Genomic DNA, 20,842 nt, shown 5'->3' on the forward strand with positions numbered 1-20,842 from the left:
GTTACTCCCGGTGATGTTTCGTGGATTCATCTCCACGACGACGTTTCTTTTCTTCGCTAAGCAGAGCCAATTCCCTACCCGTCTGTCCTTTAACTGAAGTGTTTTCCTGAGCACGTCGCAATAGGTAAGGAACTACATCTCGAACCGGTCCAAATGGAACCAATTTTACAGCGTTGTATCCTTTCTTTGCCATATTAAAACTAATATGATCACTCATTCCATAAAGCTGACTAAACCATATTCTTTTATCATCAATAGAGATACCTTTGTCCTCCATTATCTGCAAAGCCAGGTAACTACTTACCTCGTTATGAGTACCTATAAATACTGAAATATCTTCCAGATGATTTAGACAATATGACATTACCGAGTTAAAGTTAACATCTGTTGCCTCCTTGCTTTCACATATAGGTGATGCATAACCTAATTTCTTAGCTCTGGAATTTTCTTTTTCCATATATGCACCTCTCACGATCTTCGCTCCAATTTTGAAACCTTCCTTCTGGCCTTGCTCGTGAAGATCCTTCAGGTAGTCCAGCCTGTCCCATCGATAACATTGTAGCGTGTTGAAAATAAGCACTTCTTCCTGGTTGTATTTTTTCATCATTTCAACCATAATATCATCGGCAGCGGTTTGCATCCAGGTTTCTTCACCATCGGCATACAATCGAACCTTTAATTCAAATGCGCGCTTACATAAAGTTTCTACTCTGTTTTTTACACGATCCCACTCTTCCTTTTCCTCATCGGTAAGACTAAGCTTTTCACTAACTTTTTCCCAGATTGCAAACCTTCCAATACCGGTAGGTTTAAACATAGCAAATGTCACTTCATCACTTTCATTAGCGTATTCAATTAGACTTAATTTCTTGCGCATTGCCGAATCAAATTCCTCTTCGCTCTCCTTACCTTCAACCGAGTAATCAAGAATACTATGTAAGTTCTCTCCGTACATCTCCTTGGTCACCGGTTTACAATCCTCTTCAGTAACACCTCCGCAAAATTGCTCGAAAATTGTTTTCTTTATCAGGGTTTCTACGGGCAAGTGTAACTTTAACGCCATTTTTGTCAATGCGCTACCTGCTTTTACCAAAGCAGAATAATTCATCATGCTAAACAAAAAAATCGCCCTGTCAAGGTCTGAATTTGATTTGAGTTTGAATGCAGATTTAGTATTGTTGAATATCTTCTTTCTAATCATTTCGTGCTGTTAATCGGGCAAATATAATTATTGAAGATGACTATTTTCATAAATTCTCTTTAATTTCGGAAGTCCAAATGCCAATACCATGAATGAAGTTAAACACCTGGTGAATCCTGTATTTTACGGTAGCGAATCTTATTCGAAAATCAATCAGTATATAGAAGATAAAAACCCATCTTCAGTATTTATTCTAGTTGATACAAACACTCAGAAGAACTGCTTAGGCTTATTCTTGAAGAATATAACTACGGAGCTTCAAATTGAAGTTATTGAAATTGAACCGGGAGAAGAAAATAAGCATATTGAAACCTGTACGGGTGTTTGGAGTGCACTTTCAGAGCTTGGTGCAGATCGAAAGAGTTTAATGATTAATCTTGGTGGTGGTGTTGTCACTGATCTTGGTGGTTTTGTAGCTTCAACGTTTAAGCGTGGTATCCCCTTCATTAATGTTCCAACCAGCTTACTTGCTATGGTAGATGCATCGGTTGGAGGTAAAACTGGCGTTGATCTTGGAAATCTAAAAAACCAAGTGGGAGTCATAGTGCAGGCAGAGATGGTTGTGGTAGATAGCAATTACCTGCAAACATTATCCTCTCGTGAAATGCGCAGTGGTCTCGCTGAAATCCTGAAACATGGACTTATAGCGGACGAATCTTACTGGAATCGTATGAGCAACTTGAGCTCTCTTGATCTCTCAGACCTTGATGCCATCATAGAACATTCAGTGAATATAAAATCTGAAATTGTTTCTCAGGATCCATATGAACGGTCCATCCGGAAAAATCTTAATTTTGGGCATACGCTTGGCCATGCTATTGAATCCTTTTATCTAACTAATCCAGATAAAGATAAATTGCTACATGGAGAAGCAATTGCGATCGGGATGATCTTAGAATCATATATATCTTCTGAGATTCTAAATTTTCCAAAGAAAAAATTACATGATATTTCAAATATTATAATTGATCTATTCGGTTTCGTGGACATACCTTCGGAAGATATTAAGGAGATCATTTCGTTACTCAAACATGATAAAAAGAACTCGAACGGACAGGTAAATTTTGTTTTATTGAATGATATCGCTATTCCAGAATTGGATGTTGTAGTTCCTGAAGAGCTGATTATCAAATCTTTCGAATTTTATAGCTCTCTGAATTTAACTAATCATTAATTTAATCGAATATCTGGCAACTCCCTTGTGTGGCGTTTGATATTTTATTTATACTTGCATAAACCAATCACACTATGAAAAGGATAATTGTAGACTATAAAAAGCTTACTCCTGAAATTCTTGGACTTCTTGTAGAGAAATATCCTGATGGATATGATGATGACCAGGTTATCGCCTTTAAGAATGCTAAAAATGAGACTGTTGAAGCTGTGGAAGTAAAGACTGAAGATACCATTTACCTGGTTAAGGTAAGTACCAGGCTTGAAAGTACTATGGCGAATTTTGACGAAGATGATTATGAAGATTCAGAATATACAGATCCTATTGTAGATATTCCTGAAAAGGATGATACTGAAGAAGTGGACGAAGACAAATAAAAAAGGGACGCAATTGCGTCCCTTTCTATTATTTAATCTTTCTAAAAGATTATGCATGTTGTAAATCATGCTTACCTTCTTTAATTTCTTCGATCACCTTAGCATTAAATGCTGGAAGATCATCAGGATTTCTACTGGTAACTAAAGCTTCATCAACTACAACTTCCTGATCTACCCATAAAGCGCCTGCATTTTCAAGGTCTTTACGAACACTACTAAAGGATGTCATTGTTCTACCTTCCACAACATCTGCACTAATTAGAGTCCAAGGCGCATGACAAATTGCACACACTGGTTTACTTTGTTTAAAGAAGTCTCTAACAAAGATCAATGCATTCTCTTCTCTTCTCAAATTATCCGGATTGATAACTCCTCCTGGAAGTACCAATGCGTGATAATCTTTTGCTGAAACTTCGTCAAGGGTTTTATCTACTTTAAAGTCTTTTCCCCAATTATCACCGTCCCATGATTTAATATTACCAGATTTAAGGCTAACGATTTCTACATTGAAACCTTCTTTCTCCATTGCCTCTTTTGGGGAGGTTAGTTCTACTTCTTCAAATCCATCTGTTGCTAAAATTGCAATTCTCTTATCCATAATTTTTCTTTTTTTAGTTATTCAAAGATAGGTTTAGGAAGAGCGAATCTGTATTAAGAGCCTATTAAAACTAGGCGTTTAAGAGTTAAAGGTTATTTAAAACTTATTTTTCTTCCGAAGTCTCATCTACGTCCAAGTAAGATTTCAAACGGTCTACAATATACTTTTCTTCTTTGAGCTGAACTTTCCTCTGTTCGAGTTTCTTCATCTCCTGGTATATCGCTGGTTCACCAAAACGGTTCGGCTCCACTTTCTCTTTCTTCAGAAGAGCATATTGTACTGTGAACTCTGCTCCAAAGAATAAGATTAAACAGGTATAGTAAACCCAAAGGAGAATCAATACCACTGAAGACGCACCACCATAAACTGAAGCTGGGTCGCTTTGTCCAAAATATATACTGATAAGCGTCTCACCTATTATGAAAAGTGCGGTTGTTAAAGCCGCACCTGTATAGGTGGTTTTTAATTTGATCTTAATATCTGGTAGTAGCTTAAAGATCATCGCAAATAAGGTCGTTATGAAGAAAAACGTAAGTGCGTAATTCAGAATATACATTGCAACCTGTGTAATATCAGGAATAAGCTGCTGCATTGTTTCTGTAACCAACTTTAGAATAGTAGAAACAACCAAAGCTATTAATAACAGTAAACCAATGACAACCACCATACCCAGGGAAATCACCCGATCAAGAACCATACGGAGAAAATTAGTTTTTCTGGCCGCAACATTCCATATGTTATTCATGGCGATTTTTAGCTGAAAAAAGACTCCGGTTGCACCAAAGATGAGCATTGCCAGACCAAAAATAATTGCTAGTGTAGAATCTTGCGACAATGCAGCATTTTCGATCATGCCCTCAATTGCCTTGGAAGCTTCAGTTCCAATAAACTCTCCTATTTCACCTGTAAGCCTACCTTGAACAGCCTCTCTTCCGAAGAAATAACCAGCTATACTTACCACAATAATTAATAGGGATGGAAGTGAAAATAATGCATAATAAGCGATAGTAGCACTTCTGGCATAAGGTTCATTCTTATCCCAGCTCACGTAAGTCTTCTTTAGAAGTTTACCGAAGACCTTGATCTTGCTAAACATTAAAGATATTTCTCTTTAATCACCTCAATATGATGCATAGCATGACCAACCATCATAAAGCCAAGCGCTCTGGGTGAAGCATTAATATCATTCATAACACCACCTAGTTTTAGCATATTTACAGTCATACTTTCGAAAAGAATGATTCCCGCTTCTCGCACAATTTTGTATTCTTTAATAAGATCGGGTATCGCTCTGTGTTCTGAGCGACTATTCAAAACATATATATCATGATCGAAACCGGGCAATGGCTGTGGTTCATTCCTGGCAATTGCCAATGCTCTAAATTGAAAAATCCTTTCAGTATCAATTATATGCTGAATCATCTCTTTCAGAGTCCATTTACCTTCTTCGTAGCGATAAACCCATTTGTCTTCAGGAATATCCAACAAAATTTGAATAAATTCTGAAGTGTTCGATTTAAGACTGGGAACTAATTCAGCTTCGGGTTCTAATCTATCGATATAACCTCTGTAAAATTCGCCTATTTCTCCTTTAGTAAGATCAGATTTCCTCATTAAGCAGAATTTCTACTGGCATTAATATTACCATACAATGACCTAGTAACCATTTTTTCATATACTTCAAGGGCTTGCTGGTTGGCTTCAGGATTTTTACTCAGCTCCTGCACCATTCTAAGCGCATGTTGCTGAATGGTCAATAAAGGCAGCACAATTCTTTCACGCGCCTGAATGGAAGCCTTTCCTGCAGGCTGATTCTGCATCAGACTATCATAGCCGGTAACTTTCAATAGCATTTTCTTTGAACGTTCAAACTCATCATGAATCAATGTCCAGAATTCTCCAAACTCCTCATCGTTTTTCATATATGCCGTCAACGGAAAAAATGATTTGGTCAAACTCATCATGCTGTTTTCAAGCAAGGTTTTGAAGAATTCAGAATTATTATAGAGATCCTGAACTTCATCAAACCTATCTTGTCTATCCAATTCTTCCATAGCAGTTCCCACTCCAAAGAATCCAGGAACATTTTGTTTGAGCTGACTCCAGCTTCCAACAAATGGTATCGCCCTTAGATCTGATAAATTGAGTTCTGCAGACTTATTACGTTTACTCGGTCTACTTCCAATATTAGTTTTAGCGTAATATTTAAGAGTACTCATTTTTTCCAGGTAAGGAATAAAACGAGGATGCTTTTTAAAGTCTGTATATGTCTTGTAACTAATTTCAGCAAGCTCGCTCATGGTATTACGATCATGATCGTTCAGTTCATTTTTACCTTCACTGAAAATTTCATTAGAAACCCCCGAACTTAATAATTGCTCCAAATTGTATGTACAACTATCTTTAGTCCCGAAATTAGAGCTGATCGTTTGTCCCTGGACTGTTAATTGAATTTCCTCATTCTCAATAGTTGGCCCCAAAGACGCATAGAATTGATGTGTTTTTCCACCACCTCTTGCCGGCGGTCCGCCACGACCATCAAAAAAGACAACCTTAATTCCATATTCTCTGGAAATTCGAGTAAGTTCTTCCTTCGCCTTATAAATACTCCAGTTTGCCATCAAGTAACCACCATCTTTAGTTCCATCACTAAAACCAAGCATGATCGTTTGTTTATTACCTCGTTTTTCAAGGTGTTCCTTATACACTGGATTTTTGTACAACTTCTCCATCACATGATGTGCTTCTCTTAGATCCGGAACAGTTTCAAACAATGGAATAACATCTACAGTCGGTTTTTTCCAACCACATAATTTCATGTACAAATAAGGCTGCAAAACCCCTTCTACACTTCCGCAGTTACTAATAATATAGCGGTTGGCTCCCTGCTCCCCATTCTTTTCCTGAATTTCCTGCATCGCGTAAATTGAAGAAAGCGTAGATCGGGTCATCCCTTCTTCAAATTCTTCAGGATCCAACTGTGCATCTGTAGTTGTCATTACGGCAATTTTCTCCTCTTCTGAAAGAGTTTCGAAATTTTCCGGAATCAACTCTGGTTTGTATTTCTTGAGATCTGCAAATACTTCTTCGTGTTTCGAACTATCCTGCCTGATATCTAATGTTGCAAAATGGAAACCGAAGAGTTTGATTTTATTGATCATGTCATCAAGTTCCTCAAGGAATAATGATTGATGTTTATTTATAAGAATTTCTCGCGCTGTCTGCAATTTTGAAACCAACTCCTCTAAAGATATTTTTGGAGTGTCTGAATTTGTAACGGCTGAATCATACAAAGCTTTCTCTATCTCTGCCATGATCTCATTGATCTCCCTAAAAGTAAGTCTTCTCTTAAGTTTACGAATATCCCGGTAATAATTAAGGAGAATTGTGCGGCGAAGTCGGCGTGCAACTCTTAAAGTGATCTCAGTAGTTACAAATGGGTTTCCATCTCTATCACCTCCTGGCCAGAACCCCAGGTTGATTACCTGGTTACCCACATTCTCTCCATCAAATATGTTTTGCTGAATGTAATTATGGATCTTACTTGCGCTCTGATAGAAAACATTTTCAAAATACCATATGAGACTAACTGCCTCGTCATATGGAGTTGGTTTCTCTTTGTTGAAGAACGGAGTTTTACCAAGTTGTGCTAATAACTGCTTTATACGAACAAGATCATTTTTCTGAATTGCTTTATCCAGATCTGTTATAATTCCCAACACGGCCCCAGGATAAAATTGGGTGGGATGAGCTGTCAAAGTGGGTCTTACATTGAATCTCTTCAAGTACTCCTTTAACTGCTCCGTTTTTTGCTTAGCTTCCGCTTCTTCCTTTACACTTCGCAGTGTACCACGACCATCCATGTTATTAACGATAGGGAACGACGCATCTTCAATAGCATCAAACAACACTACCTGGCGTTCTATATATTGTATGAAACGAAAAAGCAAAGCGTTGCGCTCATCCTCTGTAGGGGTTTCTCCATAACGTTCAAAAAAATGTTCAACGATCTCCGACGGATTCTTATTATCAGAAAAACCACGTTCGCAAAGTTCCTGAAAAAGTGGTAACAGCGCTCCGGTTTTTTGTATCTCATCATAGGGTAAGGTTAAGAAGATACTATTATAAACCTGGTATTTTGCCAGCACATTATCATTAAATCTATCTAAACGAGGTTCTCTATTCATAATTTCCATATTTTCAACTGACTTAAAAGTATAAAAAAACCCTCTAAACATCTAGGTTTAGAGGGTCTTTATTAAAAGTTTAGTATAAATTACATCTCTTTAAATATGGAATGCATCAAACGTTTTTTATCATTAATACTTTCCTCAAGAGAAATCATAGTTTCTGTTCTATAAACACCCTCAATATCATCAAGTTGGAAAATAATTTCCTTAGCATGTTGAGTGTTTTTAGCTCGTATTTTACAGAACACGTTAAACTTGCCTGTAGTTACATGAGCAACCGTAACGAATGGAATTTCGTTAATTCTTTCAAGTACAAATTTGGTTTGTGAAGTATTCTTCAGAAAAACCCCTACATAAGCGATAAACGCATATCCAAGCTTCTTGTAATCCAGAGTCAACGATGATCCTATAATAATTCCAGCTTCTTCCATTTTCTTTACACGAACGTGGACAGTTCCAGCTGATATTAGTAGTTTCTTCGCTATATCGGTGAATGGAGTTCTTGTATTCTCGATAAGCATGTCAAGAATCTGGTGGTCGGTGTCGTCTAATTTAAACTTAGCCATCTTGAAGTTCTATTTTTAATGAAATTCAAAATTAATACAAAATCATTGAATTATTGCTAAATAAAAACACCTTTATTGGGGATTTAGCTCGAAAATCTCATCATTTAAGAATATTTTATTAACTACAACGTTTTCGGAAATTGACCCCTCCTCCATCAATCTTATCTTTTTGCCAGCTGCATCAATTTCGCGATGGCCAAATAAAATTGTTTCATTAAGAATATCTTCGATAACCGGGACGAATCGTATTCGATCGTGATCTAATGTTTCTTTGAACTGTATCAAAACATCCTTTTTTCCTCCTTCGATGTTTACATTTCTTAATATCACGTCCCGAAAATATTTAGCATTCTCAGGAATTTTAAAATATTGATTGTAATCGACACTTTGATCATTCATTATTCGATCAAGGCAACTTCTCAAAGCTTTAAAAACATATTTTCTTGATACTTCCCTGTGATAGTCTCCAGGATAATGACCAGCCTCAAATAGAATAGTTGGAGTACCATGATGCTGAAAGGTATCGCCAGCACAATTAAGATTGAAACCATCATCATACCTTCCTATGCACTCCCCTATTTCATTTTGCAAATCTTTTACCATTCCAGCGATTAAAGACATACTTTCCATACGTTCCTCGGTGATACTGCGATTTATATCGCTCGAAGGCGTAAGAAAAGAAAGAATTGCCGGTAGATTTGTTTCTCCTGCACTAAAAATGCTGCGTTGATCATGTAGGTTTAAGCAAAAATCCGGTTGGAATTCCTGGTAAACCTTCATGAGCAACCTGCTTTCTGGCTGACTAAGATCCTGCATGTCCCGATTAAGGTCTATAGCATTGGCATTGACTCGCGTATAATACGCTGCGCCATCTGGATTAAGGACTGGAATAATGTATAATGTAGTACGTTCAAGCAAAGACTTATTATAAGGGTTATCTGCATCTACCACTATAGAATTTAAAAAATCCAGTACAGCTTTTGTTGTTGTGGATTCATTCCCGTGCATTTGCGACCACATCAAAACCTTCTTTGATCCAGACCCAATTTGCAGCCCGTAGATATTTTTATTCTCTACGGAAGCTCCTATAGTTTGAAATTCCAGTTCACCTGAATGGGTAGACATGAAATCTTCCAGATGATTATTATGAAAATAGCGGCCTGCCACTTTTCTGAACTTAGCACTATCATAATCGCGATTACTCAGCCATAATTTTGCTTCCTCTTTCATGTTTACAAAACTAAACAATCAAATATTTACAATTGTATACAAATAAAAATCACTGCATAGTTTACAGTTGTAAATAAGTTTATTTCAGCAATAGTAGTATGGCTAGGAATTTATCCAAACCATATCAAAATAAGGATTATTTAGTTATATATCAACATATTAGGTTAGTTACAATAAAGTATTTGTTCAATATAAATCTTGTCGTTTACAGATGTGTATTTACACTGAAATACAGTATATTTACATTTGTAATCATAGCTTTAATCAGAGGTAATTTACAATGGTAAACACTGAACAATTTGGAACCAGGCTGCAACGCATCCTTGAATATTACGATCTATCGGCTGCTTCTTTTGCAGATAAAATAGAAGTTGGTAGGTCTTCCATTTCACATATCCTATCTGGTAGAAACAAACCCAGTTTGGATTTTGTAATGAAAGTCGTGAAGAATTTTCCTGAGGTAGAATTATACTGGTTATTAAATGGAAAGGGTTCCTTCCCTCCCGGAACCGACTCAGGTAATGAAAAAAGTATACAGCAAGCAAAAGCTGATCAATCAGCGCAAGAACCGCTAAAAAGAAATTCTGAAGAAAGTACTACGAAGGATGTTCAGGTCAACCAGGAATCGTCGAGTAACAAAAAGGTGAAAAGAATAGTATTTTTTTATGAGGACGGTAGTTTTGAAGCCTTTGAAAATTGACTCTCATTTGATTAAAACTTACCTTGCAGTATGAACAAAATGATATTACTCTGTTTGATCCTGTTACTCACGTTGAGCTCTTGTTTTGAAGCCAACAGGAACTGTGCTGATTTTAGAACTGGCACTTTCGAGTTCGAAACTTATATAAACGGAGAATTACAAAAATCTACATTCGTAAGAAATGATTCGATAGAAATTGAATTTTTTCAGGGAAATACAGATACGAGTTCAGTACGATGGATCAATCCCTGTGAATACATTATCAAGAATACCAATCCTAAGAATATGGCTGAACAGAAACCAATCCACATGAAGATCCTAACTACTTCTAAGAATAGCTATACTTTTGAATACGGTCAGGTTGGCGAAACCCAAAAGGCCCGCGGGGAAGTAAAAAAAGTTTCAGAATAGAATTAAGCCCGCTTTTCTCGCAATAATTTATTCTGCTCTTCCATTAGATCATTTAATTTGGAGAGTAATTCGATATCCTTAGGAGTAACAACCTCTGGATTTTTTGGGTCCTGAGCTTTGTTCCTGAAGCGATTCATGAATTTTACCACTATAAAAACGACGAAACCAATGACGATAAAATCTACCATGGTTTCAATAAGCAGTCCGTAACCAATTGAAACTTCATTTACGTAATCTGCAGCACCTTCAGTTCCAACACCATCTCGTAGAACGATCTTCCTGTCAGCATAATTTACGCCATCGGTAATCATGCTTAATGGTGGCATTATAATCTGCTTTACCAGAACATCCACCACTTTATTAAAAGCCGTACCAATAATGATACCTACGGCCATATCGATCATATTGCCCTTTACGGCAAATTCTTTGAATTCTTTAAATAATCCCATTATTCGTCAAATAGTGAAGGTTGACCATCGCCGCCAGATTTTTTATCTGGTGCCTTGATCGTCCCATTTTTAATATCCTCTGCTGTTATATTTTCTTCGGAATCTTTCGAACTTTTATCCTCGTCAGTTTCATCTTCATTTTGTCCTTCATAAGGTATCGGATCCAAAAGATTGATCTGATTCACTTTCTCTGAGGTCAGTTGATTGCCCAGAGCCTTTATTCCTTTTACCGAAATAAATTCTTCTATATTGATCTCTTCGTTTTCGCGACGCTCTTTTCCTTTAGGCTTGGTATAGACGATCTCTGCCATTGGGAAATAATCTGTGGAAACCATCTCCAGGAAAGATTCTTCGTGTTCACTGATGAATTTCTCTTCTTTATCCGGATGCTCGATTATAAATCTCTTGACATAGAAACGTTCTTTTTCAGGTTCCCAGTAAATCGCAGAAACTGGCTTATTCTTCACCCATTTCTCCAGAATGACCATTTCTTCATCAAATCTGGTCGTTAACTCCGGTCTTATTGTTTTTGCAACACCATCTTGTGTGATGATCAGCAATCTATCTTCTCCTCTAAATTCTCCTAACAACTCTCCTCTTTCGTCAACGTTTAGGCGTTTGACCGTCTCGTCGAACCAGATTCTTCTAGGTTTTAGCGTTGAAACCCCTTCTTCTTTAAGTTCGATACGTTTTACAGAGTATTTAGTAACGATATTACCTTTGACATTTCGGCCTTTGATAGAAATATCTGCAAAATCTACATCGAATTTTACTTTTCTTATACTTCCAACCTGTCTAAGTAAAACTGTAATAACTTCAGCTTCTCCATTCGGATTCGGAGTGAAATACAGGACTTTACTATCCTTTTTACCCTGGGTTAAATTATACTCCCGATCCCTGGTAACTGAAGTTACGGCAAATCTTTTCACATATGTATTGCCAGCCTTCCCATCTCGGTAGATCATATTGTAGATCGTACGTTTATCTTTTTTCTTAAAGATTGCTACGTGAATAATATCCTTACCAATAAAAGTTTTAGTGTCAACCTTGGTCACCATCATTTTACCATCGGCTGTAAAACAGATAACATCATCAATATCTGAACATTCAGTTACATATTCATCTTTTTTGAGACTGGTTCCCACAAAACCTTCTGCTCTATTCACATATAGTTTCGTGTTCCGAATAACAACTTTTGTCGCTTCAATATCTTCAAATAGCCTGAGTTCAGTTTTTCGTTCTTTGCCGATTCCGTAGTCTTTCTTTAATTTCTGGAAATAATCTACCGCAAAATCTATAAGATTATCAAGATGATGTTTTATCTGGGCGATCTCATCTTCGAGGGCATCGATCTTCTGCTGTGCCTTATCTATATCAAACTTTGAGATTCTTTTAATTCTAATTTCAGTAAGTCTTATAATATCTTCCTCGGTAACCTCACGTTTTAAATGGGTAGTGAAAGGCTTCAATCCGCGATCTATCGCCTGAATTACTCCATCCCAGGTTTCCTCCTCTTCAATATCCCGATAAACCCTGTTTTCGATAAATATTCGTTCCAGCGATGCAAAATGCCATTGCTCTTGGAGCTCATTCAGTTTTATCTCCAATTCTCGTTTGAGAAGATGAAGCGTATGATCTGTTGATCTTCTTAATACTTCTGAAACTCCCAGGAATATTGGTTTGTGATCAATAATTACACAACCTAATGGAGACAATGAGTTTTCACACTGAGTAAATGCATATAATGCATCTATAGTTCTGTCCGGTGATATGTTATTAGGTAGATGTATGAGAATCTCTACCTGAGCAGCAGTATTATCTTCGATCTTTTTGATCTTGATCTTACCTTTGTCATTTGCCTTCAGAATAGAATCGATCAAACTACCGGTATTGGTTCCGTAGGGAACCTCATTGATCACCAGTGTATTTTTATCTAACTGATTGATACGCGCACGAATTCTTACGCGTCCACCACGTTTTCCATCGTTGTAATTTGAAATATCTGCGATACCTCCGGTTGGGAAATCAGGAAATATTTTAAAGGTTTTACCACGAAGATGTTTGATAGAGCCATCAATAAGTTCATTAAAATTATGTGGTAAAAATCTTGTACTTAAACCAACGGCAATACCTTCAGCACCCTGCGCAAGCAACATGGGGAATTTAACCGGAAGATTTACCGGCTCCTGCTTTCTACCATCGTAAGACAACTGCCATTCAGTTAATTTCGGACTGAAAAGTACTTCCAGAGCGAATTTTGAAAGTCTCGCCTCAATATATCTTGGGGCGGCAGCTCGATCTCCAGTTAATATATTCCCCCAGTTTCCCTGGGTGTCTATTAGAATGTCCTTTTGCCCAATTTGTACCATGGCATCTCCAATACTGGCATCACCGTGAGGATGATATTGCATGGTGTGACCAACAATGTTCGCCACTTTATTGTAACGGCCATCGTCCAGGTCTTTCATAGAATGCATAATACGACGTTGAACTGGCTTAAAGCCATCTTCAATTGCTGGTACAGCTCGTTCCAGGATTACATATGATGCATAATCCAGAAACCAGTCTTTGTACATTCCGGTTACCTTTATTAATTCTTCCTTATTTTCAAATTGCTCTTCCTGAGCTCCATCAAGGTTTTCTTCCATTAGGCAGTCACTTTGGGGGTGTTTTCAAGAACTTTATTCAGTGAATCCACTAAGCCCCTTTTCTTTTTTCGGTTTAAAAATGTGGTATTGAAAGTATATTTTCGGTATCCTTTTTTTCTTCTTGAGTTAATATAGATTGTAAGGGCAGAATAGATGCCAACATCGTAAAATTTAAACTTCCCTAATTTTCTCTTCGGAAATTCAGCCTTCTTCACACGATATTCCATGAATTTTGAAAGAAAGACTCCGTTGTTTTTAAAGTTCAAAGTTTCTCCGTCGCTGTCGAAATCGAACGCCTGTCCAATCCGGTGAATGTATAGACCTAAAAGCAAGGTGACGATATTGGGCAGAAAATGACTGAAGGTTATTTTCTGTTCAGAATCTGAAGCCATGATCTCTATATTTACGAATAGATTCGTAACGAATACCGCAACAAGCACGATATAGATCGATGGGATTATCTTAACCTCACTTTTATTGGTAAATCTCATACGCCAAGTTCATTGACCAGGTCAAGTTCAAATTTGAGATTATCAATAATAAATTCCTGTCTGTCTGGTGTGTTCTTGCCCATATAGAAACTAAGCATTTCCTCTATAGATTTGTCTTTATCCAGCATTACCGGGTCTAAACGAATATCTTCTCCTATAAAATGCACAAATTCATCTGGCGAGATCTCCCCCAACCCTTTAAATCGCGTAATTTCAGGCTTACCTTTCAATTTCTCCATTGCCTGCTTTCGCTCCATCTCACTATAACAATAAATAGTCTCCTTTTTATTTCTTACTCGAAATAACGGAGTCTGTAAAATATATAGATGATTTTCCTTAATTAGTTCCGGGAAAAACTGAAGGAAAAATGTGATAAGTAATAATCTGATGTGCATTCCATCAACATCGGCATCTGTTGCAATTACAATATTATTATAACGCAGGTCTTCCAGAGAATCTTCGATATTCAGTGCTGCCTGTAGCAAATTGAATTCTTCATTTTCGTAGACGATCTTTTTTGTAAGTCCGTAGCTATTCAAAGGTTTACCCTTCAAACTAAATACTGCCTGGGTTACCACGTCCCTGCTCTTGGTGATCGAACCAGATGCTGAATCTCCCTCTGTAATAAATAAGGTGGTTTCAAGACATCGTTGATGCTTACTATCTCCAAGATGTACACGGCAATCCCTTAATTTCTTATTATGCAGACTGGCTTTTTTAGCTCTGTCTTTCGCTAGCTTCCTGATTCCGGAAAGATCCTTGCGCTCGCGTTCTGCCTGAAGAATTTTTCGTTGAAGATTTTCAGCCGTCTCCGGGTTTTTATGAAGATAATTATCAAGATTTCTTTTGATAAAATCGTTGATATATGTTCTTACCGTTGGAAGCTTCCCTCCCATATCTGTAGAACCAAGTTTTGTTTTCGTTTGACTCTCAAAAACCGGCTCCATCACTTTTATACTGATAGCCGTCACGATAGATTTTCGAATATCGCTGGCTTCATAATTCTTGCCATAAAATTCACGAACCGTTTTAACGATCGCTTCCCTGTATGCAGCAAGGTGTGTTCCTCCTTGTGAAGTATTCTGCCCGTTTACGAAACTATGGTACTCCTCGCTATATTGCGTTCTACTGTGAGTGATCGCTGCTTCGATATCATCTCCACGCAGGTGAATGATAGGATACAACATATCTTCATCGCTAATACTGTCACCTAAAAGATCTTTTAAACCATTTTCAGAATAAAATTTCTCTCCATTAAAAACTATGGTTAAACCTGGATTCAGGTAGACATAGTTCTTCAACATTTTCTCTATATACTCATTTCTGAATTTATAGTTTTTAAATATCAGCTCATCTGGAATGAAAGTGATCTTTGTGCCTCGCCTTCTTGAAGTTTCTTCAAGATGTTCTTCATCCTGAAGTTCTCCCTTTCCAAACTCGGCAGCATGGCTTTTGCCATCACGAGAAGATTCTACTCTAAAATAAGAAGATAAAGCATTGACTGCTTTCGTACCTACACCATTTAGTCCCACAGACTTTTTGAAAGCCCTACTATCATATTTACCACCGGTATTCATTTTGGACACTACATCCACAACTTTACCTAATGGAATCCCTCTACCAAAATCACGAACGATCACCCGCTGATTTTGCACAGAGATTTCAATGGTCTTTCCAGCACCCATCACGAATTCATCGATACTGTTATCGATAACTTCTTTCAATAAAATATAAATACCGTCGTCCTGACTGGATCCATCTCCAAGTTTCCCGATGTACATACCAGGTCGCATACGGATATGCTCCTTCCAGTCTAAAGACCGAATATTATCTTCGGTATATTTAGTATTGTCGCTCATATAGATTCATGGAGTTTCGGTCTAAATATAAGGTAATAGCCGAAAAACTGAAACAGTTCCAGAGGAAAGTAATTAACAAAGATTTTAGATACGCTGTTAATTAAATAAATGAACTCAAATTGAAGTGTTGTTCGTTATTTATTCAAAACTGGCAACTAGACGTTGAATCTAAAATGCATTACATCGCCATCCTTAACGATATAATCTTTTCCTTCTACACGCATTTTACCAGCTTCCTTCACTTTTGCTTCACTTCCAAAACTCACATATTCGTCGTAAGCTATAACCTCAGCACGAATAAATCCTTTTTCGAAGTCGGTGTGAATTACACCTGCAGCCTGTGGAGCTGAAGATCCAACTGGAATGGTCCATGCTCTAACTTCCTTAACTCCTGCTGTAAAGTAAGTTTGAAGATCAAGCAATTTATAAGCTCCTCTAATTAGTTTTGCTGAACCAGGCTCTTCAAGCCCAATATCCTGAAGAAACATCTGTCTCTCCTCAAAATCATCAAGTTCAGTGATATCAGCTTCAGTTCCAACAGCAAGAACAAGAACTTCTGCATTTTCTTCTGCTACCGCCTTTTTAACTCTCTCAACATGTTCGTTACCATCTACAGCGGCACCTTCATCTACATTACAAACATACATTACCGGCTTATCTGTGATAAATTGTAGAGGCGCAATAAATTCTTTGCGTTCGTCTTCAGTAAGTTCGATCGCTCTAACAGATTTTCCAGCTTCAAGGCCAGACTTTACTTTAAGTAAAGCAGCTTCCTCTTTCTGAGCTTCTTTATTACCTGTTCTGGCTGCACGTTTAACTTTTTCAAGTTTTTTATCGGCCGTTTCAAGATCTTTCAATTGCAGTTCCATGTCGATAGTTTCCTTATCTCTAATAGGATCTATGGAACCATCTACATGTACGATATTATCGTCCTCAAAACATCTAAGAACATGTAGAATAGCATCTGTTTCACGAATATTCCCAAGAAACTGGTTTCCAAGACCTTCTCCTTTACTAGCTCCTTTTACTAATCCTGCTATATCAACGATCTCAACCGTTGCAGGAATCACTTTTTCAGGATCTACAAGTTCTTCAAGCTTCAGCAGTCTCTGGTCTGGAACGTTTACAACTCCCACGTTAGGTTCTATCGTACAAAACGGAAAGTTTGCACTTTGTGCTTTAGCATTACTAAGGCAATTAAAAAGGGTCGATTTTCCTACGTTTGGCAGTCCTACAATTCCGGCTTTCATATACTATAATTTAGATGCTTTGTTTTTGCGGCTGCAAAGATAGGTATTAGATTCGAGAATAACATACATCCTCTTAGCAGCTTGACCGAATAAAAAAAGCCCTGCGATTATATCTTACAGGGCTTTAATAAACATTGAAACAATTTAATTACTCCACAATATACATTTCGTTGGAAGCTCTTATATATTCCTGCGGATTAAATGTGCTCTCGAAACTGTTTCTAACCAGGTCTAGTTTCAATCTCAAATTCTTCATTTCATCCTTCAGGAATGGGTCATTTTCATATTTTGCGATCAATTTTTCATACTTTTCCAGATTCTCTAGAATTCTAAAGGTCAGCATCCCGAAACGAATCTTCAGATTCTGTACCGTTAACATCTGGTCATGGTATTCCTGCTTCCAGTTTTCCGGATTAGACTTTCGCTCTTCTACGATCTTATTTTCAGCAATTTTGGAAATATCCAGAATATACTGAGTTCGCTTTTTAGCATCAGTTTCGTTGGTGAATTTTTCAGTAAAACCATTGCGGGAGATTCCGAGGATCTCCACCAGGTTATCTTCAATAGCTTCTTGCTGTAATTCCTTAAGCTCATTCAGGTTCTTATTAATTCCTTCCCATTCAGTTTCGATCAGGTCTTTATCATGCGTAAATTGGGAAATACTAGTGGTAAGCTTGAGCATTTTAATGCTTTTCTCTCTTAACTCTTTATCCCTCCTATTTAGTGAACCAACAAACTGACTGATCCCATCGATCAGGCTTCCCGCAAACATTCCCGTAAAAGGTGTTCCTTTTGCCAGATCGCCTGTCACCTGCAACATATGATTAAGCGCTTCCAGTTTTGCATCGTCCTCTTTCTCTTCTTCAATGTATCCTTTGAATTTACCAAACCATTGCTGGTATCCTTCATAGTTCATAGGATTACTCACTTTATCCAGTGTAGAGTAGAATTCACGTGAACTATTAAAAAGACTTAGAGGTTTTATTTCTCGCTCCATAGAAGCAAGGTTAAGAACAGCTGAGCTATAATTGTACTTATAAACACTTACCGTATTCTTATCGATCTCCTCCTGCCGCTGCTCTAAAAACTTAACTCGCTCTAGTAGTTTCTCTACTTTTTCTGAAGCCGAATTAGAAGTGCGAATGCTTTCATCCAGATTAGTGATCTTGGAATCGATCTCTTTAATTCTGAATTCCAGATTCTGACTTAGTAACGAACGTTCCCGATTAAGTTCTTTTAATACCTGCTCAGTAACAGATGCACTCTGATCTTCACTATATAGTTGTGCTGAAGCTGAAATACTTCCGAAGATAATAAAGAGAGCAGCAAAATATATTTTATGCATAGTTGTTTAGTTTTGAAATCCTTTGATAACGAAGAATTGATGGTCATATTTCATGCCATACGAAAAAATGGTTGTTTGCAGACCTAATTAAAATATAATGTGTGGATAACTGATACAGAGTAAGTGTGTTAGTTCATGATTTGGAATAAGAAAAATGGAAAGTAATCTAGATTCAATTCCAATTAAAGATTAACAATCGTTCAGTTCAATAATTAGCTGATTCACATCTTTATAAGCTTTTAAATGGTTATATTGCATAAGTTTAAGTAAACTTTAATAATATGACTATGAATGCAAAACTTTTAAACCCTATTTCAGGAAAAAGTAGCCTGCTATTTTTTCTAAGTTTTATTCTAGGTTCATTACAGATATATGCTTTTCAGCCTTCGGCTAAAGCGTTCAATGAATATAAAGGTGAAGTGGTGAATGAGAGAACCGGAAGGCCAATTTCTTCAGCATACCTTTCCCTGAATAATAGTAACATTTCAACCATTACGAATGCTGATGGTGTATTTTCCCTCAAAGTTCCGGAGGATATGACTGAAGCTACCGTGACCATATCTGTTCTTGGATTTCAAAGCAAAACTCTTCCTCTGGATTATTTCAAACCGGAAGATACCCGTATAGAACTTTCAGAAACTATGGAAGAACTTACAGAAGTTAGCTTATATAAGGCAACGAATCCGCGCTTACTGGTTCAGGATATGCTGGACAAAAAGGATGAAAATTATCTTTCAGATCAAAGTATCATGACTTCCTTTTACCGGGAGACGATCAAGAAAGGTTGGAATAATGTCAGCTTATCTGAAGCAGTTGTAAAGATCCACAAAACATCTTATAAGGATAGCAAAAAAGATCTTGTATCTCTTTATAAAGCCAGAAAGAGCACAGATTATGATAAACTGGACACCCTGGCGTTAAAGCTACGCGGTGGCCCCTTTAATACATTATACCTGGATATGATGAAATACACAGAGTATGTACTTAGACAGGGTATGATGGATAGCTATGATTTTAGCTTTGATGAGCCTGCCAAGATCAATGATCGTTATACCTATGTTGTAAATTTTAGAGAACGTGATGAGTCTGATCCATGGTATTACGGGAAACTTTTTATCGATGCTGAAACTTCAACTCTGGTTAAAGCCGATTATAACCTGAACGTAGATAATAGAAATGCAGCTCAGGAAATGTTCGTAAAGAAAAAACCAAATGGAGCGAAAGTTTATCCTACTGAACTGAATTACCAGGTTGATTACGCACAGAACAATGGGAAATGGCACTTTGCCTATGGAAAAGCGCAGATGGATTACGTAGTTAACTGGAAACGAAAGATCTTCAATTCAAAATACAAGATCAATAGCGAAATGGTTGTGACCGACTGGCAGCCATATTCTGAAGAAGAATTTAAAATGAACCAGGAGTTAATAAGACCTAATATCGTAATGGTAGACGATGTATCTGGATTCTATGACTCACAATTCTGGGGTAATAACAATATTATCGAACCTGAAAAATCTATTCAGAATGCGATCGATAAGATCAAACGCAAAATGAATTAAACTTAAAATCTAAAAATCAAAAACCCGCCAGTCGGCGGGTTTTTTTAAACCTGAAATCGCAAGGGTTATCCTATTTCAATAATTTGCTCAAAACTATCTTCAGAAGTTTCAATTATAAAGGTGTATTTGCCAGAATCCACTTCAGAGAAATCAAACGCTTTTCTAAGTTCTGGTTCTCTGGTTTCAAAATTCCCAACCTTGATTCCATTCTGATCGAAGACTTCAACACTAAGTTTTGATTCGTTTAAATTAGGCATATATACTACTACCTGATCTTCTTCAATTTTGAAACAAGGTTTGAAAGCGAATTTGTAATCATCCTTGTCAATTACAATTTGATCATTTAATTTGGTAATCACCGTGGTAGACTTACAGTACTTTTTATTCAGAACCAGTAAATATTCCCCATCTTCAAGCGAATCGAAATTAAACTTCTTCGAAAACCTGGCGTTCTCATCCAGCTGATCTCTAAAAATAACCTCAGCATTTTGGCTTAAAAGACTAAGCTCAGACCCATATTCAGTTTTCTGTATATCTACGATGAGATCATATTGATTCTCTACTTTTAGATTCACACCATCTCTGGCAGAACTACTGAATGATACCAGTAACATGAATGCTACTACGAAATTGTTGATTGTGTTTTTCATAATCTAAGGTTTTAATTTATACTTGGATTAACTGATGTAAACTTACCCTAGATCTACCTCGTAAAGTAGCGTTAGATGATCCAGTTTATGTAGTCAATTACCTTGACAAAATCAGTTTCAAACGTTATCGGTTAATCCAGC

19 protein-coding genes are annotated in these 20,842 nt (G+C 37.1%); 5 read left to right on the forward strand and 14 right to left on the reverse strand.

Annotated elements, in window-relative coordinates; translation table 11 throughout:
* Position 1 precedes the first annotated feature (1 nt).
* A complete protein-coding gene (locus tag ABVM50_RS12035) occupies positions 2-1,201 on the reverse strand; it encodes a proline dehydrogenase family protein (RefSeq protein ID WP_405198791.1) in 1,200 nt (399 codons plus the stop codon).
* 88 nt (positions 1,202-1,289) lie between these two features.
* Between ABVM50_RS12035 and aroB the strand changes: the two genes are divergently transcribed.
* On the forward strand, positions 1,290-2,375 hold the full coding sequence (gene aroB / locus ABVM50_RS12040; RefSeq protein WP_405198792.1) for a 3-dehydroquinate synthase: 1,086 nt from the start codon (positions 1,290-1,292) through the stop codon (positions 2,373-2,375).
* Positions 2,376-2,449: 74 nt separating this feature from the next.
* Positions 2,450-2,752: a hypothetical protein gene (locus ABVM50_RS12045; RefSeq protein ID WP_405198793.1), complete on the forward strand. Its 303-nt coding sequence runs from the start codon at positions 2,450-2,452 to the stop codon at positions 2,750-2,752.
* 49 nt (positions 2,753-2,801) lie between these two features.
* Here ABVM50_RS12045 and ABVM50_RS12050 read toward each other — a convergent pair whose 3' ends face one another.
* From ABVM50_RS12050 to ABVM50_RS12075, 6 genes are all read right to left on the reverse strand, one after another.
* Complete coding sequence (locus tag ABVM50_RS12050; RefSeq protein ID WP_405198794.1) at positions 2,802-3,350, reverse strand: type 1 glutamine amidotransferase domain-containing protein; 549 nt, start codon at positions 3,348-3,350, stop codon at positions 2,802-2,804.
* 103 nt (positions 3,351-3,453) lie between these two features.
* Positions 3,454-4,446 carry a YihY/virulence factor BrkB family protein gene (locus ABVM50_RS12055; RefSeq protein WP_405198795.1) on the reverse strand — a complete coding sequence of 331 codons (993 nt, stop codon included), beginning with the start codon at positions 4,444-4,446 and terminating at the stop codon, positions 3,454-3,456.
* A complete protein-coding gene (locus ABVM50_RS12060; protein WP_405198796.1) occupies positions 4,446-4,964 on the reverse strand; it encodes a DinB family protein in 519 nt (172 codons plus the stop codon). The genes ABVM50_RS12055 and ABVM50_RS12060 overlap by 1 nt, the downstream gene beginning before the upstream one ends.
* Positions 4,964-7,537, reverse strand: coding sequence for a phosphoenolpyruvate carboxylase (locus tag ABVM50_RS12065; RefSeq protein ID WP_405198797.1), 2,574 nt, complete (start codon positions 7,535-7,537; stop codon positions 4,964-4,966). The genes ABVM50_RS12060 and ABVM50_RS12065 overlap by 1 nt, the downstream gene beginning before the upstream one ends.
* A gap of 89 nt (positions 7,538-7,626) precedes the next feature.
* Positions 7,627-8,106 carry an Lrp/AsnC family transcriptional regulator gene (locus ABVM50_RS12070; RefSeq protein WP_026916117.1) on the reverse strand — a complete coding sequence of 160 codons (480 nt, stop codon included), beginning with the start codon at positions 8,104-8,106 and terminating at the stop codon, positions 7,627-7,629.
* Between the two features lie 72 nt (positions 8,107-8,178).
* Positions 8,179-9,336 carry a DUF2817 domain-containing protein gene (locus tag ABVM50_RS12075; RefSeq protein ID WP_405198798.1) on the reverse strand — a complete coding sequence of 386 codons (1,158 nt, stop codon included), beginning with the start codon at positions 9,334-9,336 and terminating at the stop codon, positions 8,179-8,181.
* Positions 9,337-9,616: 280 nt separating this feature from the next.
* Between ABVM50_RS12075 and ABVM50_RS12080 the strand changes: the two genes are divergently transcribed.
* Together ABVM50_RS12080 and ABVM50_RS12085 are read left to right on the forward strand one after the other, a co-directional pair.
* Positions 9,617-10,036, forward strand: a complete 420-nt coding sequence (locus ABVM50_RS12080; RefSeq protein WP_405198799.1) for a helix-turn-helix domain-containing protein — start codon at positions 9,617-9,619, stop codon at positions 10,034-10,036.
* A 30-nt stretch (positions 10,037-10,066) separates the two neighbouring features.
* The gene (locus ABVM50_RS12085; RefSeq protein ID WP_295180270.1) at positions 10,067-10,447 is read left to right on the forward strand and encodes a DNA topoisomerase IV; all 381 of its coding nucleotides are present in this window, start codon (positions 10,067-10,069) and stop codon (positions 10,445-10,447) included.
* A gap of 2 nt (positions 10,448-10,449) precedes the next feature.
* Here ABVM50_RS12085 and mscL read toward each other — a convergent pair whose 3' ends face one another.
* The 6 genes from mscL to ABVM50_RS12115 form a co-directional block, all read right to left on the reverse strand.
* Positions 10,450-10,896 carry a large conductance mechanosensitive channel protein MscL gene (gene mscL, locus ABVM50_RS12090; RefSeq protein ID WP_405198800.1) on the reverse strand — a complete coding sequence of 149 codons (447 nt, stop codon included), beginning with the start codon at positions 10,894-10,896 and terminating at the stop codon, positions 10,450-10,452.
* Positions 10,896-13,544 (reverse strand): DNA gyrase/topoisomerase IV subunit A, encoded by a 2,649-nt coding sequence (locus tag ABVM50_RS12095; protein WP_405198801.1) that lies wholly within the window; start codon positions 13,542-13,544, stop codon positions 10,896-10,898. Before ABVM50_RS12095 ends, mscL begins: the two co-directional genes overlap by 1 nt.
* Positions 13,544-14,035, reverse strand: coding sequence for a hypothetical protein (locus tag ABVM50_RS12100; RefSeq protein WP_405198802.1), 492 nt, complete (start codon positions 14,033-14,035; stop codon positions 13,544-13,546). Before ABVM50_RS12100 ends, ABVM50_RS12095 begins: the two co-directional genes overlap by 1 nt.
* Positions 14,032-15,894, reverse strand: a complete 1,863-nt coding sequence (locus tag ABVM50_RS12105; RefSeq protein ID WP_405198803.1) for a DNA topoisomerase IV subunit B — start codon at positions 15,892-15,894, stop codon at positions 14,032-14,034. The genes ABVM50_RS12100 and ABVM50_RS12105 overlap by 4 nt, the downstream gene beginning before the upstream one ends.
* Before the next feature lie 155 nt (positions 15,895-16,049).
* Positions 16,050-17,144: a redox-regulated ATPase YchF gene (gene ychF / locus ABVM50_RS12110; RefSeq protein WP_405198804.1), complete on the reverse strand. Its 1,095-nt coding sequence runs from the start codon at positions 17,142-17,144 to the stop codon at positions 16,050-16,052.
* A 148-nt stretch (positions 17,145-17,292) separates the two neighbouring features.
* The gene (locus tag ABVM50_RS12115; RefSeq protein WP_141877835.1) at positions 17,293-18,489 is read right to left on the reverse strand and encodes a hypothetical protein; all 1,197 of its coding nucleotides are present in this window, start codon (positions 18,487-18,489) and stop codon (positions 17,293-17,295) included.
* Between the two features lie 281 nt (positions 18,490-18,770).
* Between ABVM50_RS12115 and ABVM50_RS12120 the strand changes: the two genes are divergently transcribed.
* Positions 18,771-20,051: a carboxypeptidase-like regulatory domain-containing protein gene (locus ABVM50_RS12120; protein ID WP_405198805.1), complete on the forward strand. Its 1,281-nt coding sequence runs from the start codon at positions 18,771-18,773 to the stop codon at positions 20,049-20,051.
* 65 nt (positions 20,052-20,116) lie between these two features.
* Here the strand turns inward: ABVM50_RS12120 and ABVM50_RS12125 are convergent, their stop codons facing one another.
* Positions 20,117-20,701: a hypothetical protein gene (locus ABVM50_RS12125; RefSeq protein WP_405198806.1), complete on the reverse strand. Its 585-nt coding sequence runs from the start codon at positions 20,699-20,701 to the stop codon at positions 20,117-20,119.
* Between the last annotated feature and the right edge of the window lie 141 nt (positions 20,702-20,842).

It is taken from the genome of Christiangramia sp. LLG6405-1, from assembly GCF_045055805.1.
GTDB lineage: Bacteria > Bacteroidota > Bacteroidia > Flavobacteriales > Flavobacteriaceae > Christiangramia.

Bases quoted from the DNA above. Each gene is read 5' to 3' on its own strand.
- ABVM50_RS12045 (WP_405198793.1), top strand. From the start codon at position 2,450: ATGAAAAGGATAATTGTAGACTATAAAAAGCTTACTCCTGAAATTCTT.
- ABVM50_RS12125 (WP_405198806.1), bottom strand. From the start codon at position 20,701: ATGAAAAACACAATCAACAATTTCGTAGTAGCATTCATGTTACTGGTA.
- ABVM50_RS12120 (WP_405198805.1), top strand. From the start codon at position 18,771: ATGACTATGAATGCAAAACTTTTAAACCCTATTTCAGGAAAAAGTAGC.
- ABVM50_RS12075 (WP_405198798.1), bottom strand. From the start codon at position 9,336: ATGAAAGAGGAAGCAAAATTATGGCTGAGTAATCGCGATTATGATAGT.
- ABVM50_RS12055 (WP_405198795.1), bottom strand. From the start codon at position 4,446: ATGTTTAGCAAGATCAAGGTCTTCGGTAAACTTCTAAAGAAGACTTAC.
- ABVM50_RS12115 (WP_141877835.1), bottom strand. From the start codon at position 18,489: ATGCATAAAATATATTTTGCTGCTCTCTTTATTATCTTCGGAAGTATT.
- aroB (WP_405198792.1), top strand. From the start codon at position 1,290: ATGAATGAAGTTAAACACCTGGTGAATCCTGTATTTTACGGTAGCGAA.
- mscL (WP_405198800.1), bottom strand. From the start codon at position 10,896: ATGGGATTATTTAAAGAATTCAAAGAATTTGCCGTAAAGGGCAATATG.
- ABVM50_RS12065 (WP_405198797.1), bottom strand. From the start codon at position 7,537: ATGAATAGAGAACCTCGTTTAGATAGATTTAATGATAATGTGCTGGCA.
- ABVM50_RS12070 (WP_026916117.1), bottom strand. From the start codon at position 8,106: ATGGCTAAGTTTAAATTAGACGACACCGACCACCAGATTCTTGACATG.
- ABVM50_RS12085 (WP_295180270.1), top strand. From the start codon at position 10,067: ATGAACAAAATGATATTACTCTGTTTGATCCTGTTACTCACGTTGAGC.
- ABVM50_RS12035 (WP_405198791.1), bottom strand. From the start codon at position 1,201: ATGATTAGAAAGAAGATATTCAACAATACTAAATCTGCATTCAAACTC.
- ABVM50_RS12095 (WP_405198801.1), bottom strand. From the start codon at position 13,544: ATGGAAGAAAACCTTGATGGAGCTCAGGAAGAGCAATTTGAAAATAAG.
- ABVM50_RS12105 (WP_405198803.1), bottom strand. From the start codon at position 15,894: ATGAGCGACAATACTAAATATACCGAAGATAATATTCGGTCTTTAGAC.
- ABVM50_RS12060 (WP_405198796.1), bottom strand. From the start codon at position 4,964: ATGAGGAAATCTGATCTTACTAAAGGAGAAATAGGCGAATTTTACAGA.
- ABVM50_RS12050 (WP_405198794.1), bottom strand. From the start codon at position 3,350: ATGGATAAGAGAATTGCAATTTTAGCAACAGATGGATTTGAAGAAGTA.
- ABVM50_RS12080 (WP_405198799.1), top strand. From the start codon at position 9,617: ATGGTAAACACTGAACAATTTGGAACCAGGCTGCAACGCATCCTTGAA.
- ychF (WP_405198804.1), bottom strand. From the start codon at position 17,144: ATGAAAGCCGGAATTGTAGGACTGCCAAACGTAGGAAAATCGACCCTT.
- ABVM50_RS12100 (WP_405198802.1), bottom strand. From the start codon at position 14,035: ATGAGATTTACCAATAAAAGTGAGGTTAAGATAATCCCATCGATCTAT.